The 2,731-nt window shown below is 64.6% G+C and carries 3 protein-coding genes and 1 pseudogene; all 4 read left to right on the top strand.

Annotation, left to right across the window (positions count from 1 at the left end; all coding sequences use genetic code 11):
• A partial coding sequence (locus EOA60_RS27520; RefSeq protein WP_245502623.1) for an ABC transporter substrate-binding protein occupies window positions 1-511 on the top strand: 511 nt, incomplete at its 5' end.
• An 18-nt stretch (window positions 512-529) separates the two neighbouring features.
• On the top strand, window positions 530-1,597 hold the full coding sequence (locus EOA60_RS27525) for an ABC transporter permease (RefSeq protein ID WP_095824243.1): 1,068 nt from the start codon (window positions 530-532) through the stop codon (window positions 1,595-1,597).
• On the top strand, window positions 1,594-2,514 hold the full coding sequence (gene nikC, locus EOA60_RS27530; protein ID WP_095824242.1) for a nickel transporter permease: 921 nt from the start codon (window positions 1,594-1,596) through the stop codon (window positions 2,512-2,514). The genes EOA60_RS27525 and nikC overlap by 4 nt, the downstream gene beginning before the upstream one ends.
• 24 nt (window positions 2,515-2,538) lie before the next feature.
• A pseudogene (locus EOA60_RS27535) lies at window positions 2,539-2,731 on the top strand (ABC transporter ATP-binding protein); the annotation flags it as partial.

The raw sequence follows: 2,731 nt of genomic DNA on the forward strand, positions 1-2,731 counted from the left end.
GCCTAACGGCTTCAGCGTGACCATGGACGTACGCAGTAAACAGCCGGAGACAGGCATGGCGGAATCGATCCAGCAGACGCTGGGTCAGGCCGGCATCAAGCTGGAGATCATTCCCGGTGACGGCAAGCAGACGCTGACCAAATACCGCGCCCGCAACCACGACATCTATATCGGCCAGTGGGGCCAGGACTATTTCGACCCGAATTCCAATGCCCAGACCTTCGCCTCGAACCCGGACAATTCCGACGCCGCCAAGATCAAGACCCTGGCCTGGCGTAATGCCTGGGACATTCCGGACCTGACCAAGCAGACCGAGGCGGCGCTGCTGGAGAAGGATTCGGCTAAGCGCGCCGACATGTACAAGGATCTGCAGAAGAAGATCCTCGACACCAGCCCCTTCGTCGTCATCCACCAGCAGCTCGAAGTGGCGGGCCTGCGCAAGAACCTCAAGGGCTTCGCGCTCGGACCGAGCTTCGACACCAACTTCGTCGGTGCGGTCTCGAAGGAATAGCGTTCTCGGACGCGCCGCGTGAGCATAGTTGAAAACCAGGCGGTGGCCGGGCGCGGCAGCGCCCGTGCCGTCGCCATTCTATCCGCGCTCGGCAGTTTCCTGGTCATCGCGGTGACGACCTATCTCGGTCTTCTCGCTGTGACCTTCTTCATCGGCCGCGTCATTCCCATCGATCCGGTGCTGGCCGTGCTCGGCGACCGGGCCCCTACTGCCGTCGTCGAGCGCACGCGCCGCGAGATGGGCCTCGACCTGCCGCTGATCCAGCAGTTCTACATCTACGTCAAAAACGCGCTCAGCGGCGATTTCGGCACTTCGGTGCTGACCACCAATCCGGTGATGTCCGACATCCGCCGCGTCTTTCCGGCGACCATCGAGCTGGCGACGCTCGGCACGATCATCGGCGCCGTCATCGGCGTGCCGCTCGGCGTGCTCGCTGCTGTCCGTCGCGGCAGTTTCGTCGACCAGATCGTGCGCATCATCGGCCTTATCGGCTATTCCGTGCCGATCTTCTGGCTGGGGCTCCTCGGCCTCGTCCTGTTCTACGCCAAGCTGCAATGGGTCGCCTTTCCGGCGCGGCTCGACGTCGTCTACGAATACACTTTCACGCCGATCACCGGCTTCTACCTGCTCGATGCGGCCATGCAGGGACAGTGGGATGTCTTCTACGACGCCTACCGCCACATCATCCTGCCGGCCTCCCTGCTTGGCTATTTCGCGCTCGCCTATATCAGCCGCATGACGCGCTCCTTCATGCTGAACGAGATGGCGCAGGAATATATCGTCGCCGCGCGCGCCAAGGGCCTGTCGGAGACGCGCATCATCTGGGGCCACGCGCTGCGCAACGCCGCTGTGCCGATGGTGACGGTGATCGCGCTTTCCTATGCCAGCCTGCTCGAAGGCTCGGTGTTGACCGAGACCGTCTTCTCCTGGCCGGGCATCGGCCTCTACATCACCAATTCATTGCAGAACGCCGACATGAACGCGGTGCTCGGCGGCACCATCATCATCGGCTCGGTCTTCATCGCCATCAACCTTCTGTCGGACCTGCTCTATCGGCTCCTCGATCCACGGACGAAAGTCGAATGAGCGCCGAGACGATGCAAACCCGTCGCGAATGGCTGCTCAGCGAGCGGCCGTCCTCGCGCATGCAGGCAAGGCTCGGCCGCGCCTATGTGGCCTGGCGGCGCTTCACAGCCAACCGGCTCGCGCTCGTCGGTTTGCTCATCATTCTCGCGTTGGTGGTGGTAGCCGCGCTTGCCGGCGTGCTGGCACCCTACTCGCCAACCGTGGGTGACCTGAAGAATGCCCGTCTGCTGGCGCCGAGCGCCGCGCATTGGTTCGGCACCGACGACCTCGGCCGCGATATCTACTCGCGCATCCTCTACGGCTCGCGCTGGACGCTCTATGTCGTCATCCTCGTCGCCATCATCGCCGCGCCCATCGGCCTGCTGGTCGGCACCGTCGCAGGCTATGCCGGCGGCTGGACCGATGCCATTTTGATGCGCATCACCGACATCTTCCTGGCTTTCCCGAAGCTGGTGCTGGCGCTGGCCTTCGTTGCGGCGCTCGGCCCCGGCATCGAGAACGCGGTGCTGGCGATCGCCATCACCTCCTGGCCGCCTTACGCGCGCATCGCGCGCGCCGAGACGCTGACGGTGCGCAATTCCGACTACATCAAGGCGGTGCAATTGATGGGTGCCTCGCCCTTCCGCATCGTGCTGCGCCACATCATGCCGCTCTGCATCTCCTCGCTGATCATCCGGGTGACGCTCGACATGGCGGGCATCATCCTCACCGCCGCCGGCCTCGGCTTCCTCGGCCTCGGCGCGCAGCCGCCGCTGCCCGAATGGGGCGCGATGATTGCGTCCGGCCGCCGCTTCATCCTCGACCAGTGGTGGGTGGCTGCCGCGCCAGGCGCTGCCATCCTCATCGTCAGCCTCGGCTTCAACCTGCTCGGTGACGGCCTGCGCGACGCGCTCGATCCCCGGAGTGGCGACCAATGAGTGGCGACCGATGAGCGGCAACCAATGAGCGGCAATTCCGATAGGCAAACGAAAGGCACGCTGCTCGAAGTCGACGATCTGCGCGTCACTTTCCCGACACGCACCGGAATCGTGCAGGCGGTTCGCGGCGTTTCCTTCTCGCTCGGCCGCGAGCGGCTGGGCATCGTCGGCGAGAGCGGCTCCGGCAAGTCGCAGACCGGCCGCGCCATCATGGGCC

It is taken from the genome of Mesorhizobium sp. M1A.F.Ca.IN.020.06.1.1, assembly GCF_004023265.1.
GTDB lineage: Bacteria > Pseudomonadota > Alphaproteobacteria > Rhizobiales > Rhizobiaceae > Mesorhizobium.

Bases quoted from the DNA above. Each gene is read 5' to 3' on its own strand.
- nikC (WP_095824242.1), top strand. From the start codon at position 1,594: ATGAGCGCCGAGACGATGCAAACCCGTCGCGAATGGCTGCTCAGCGAG.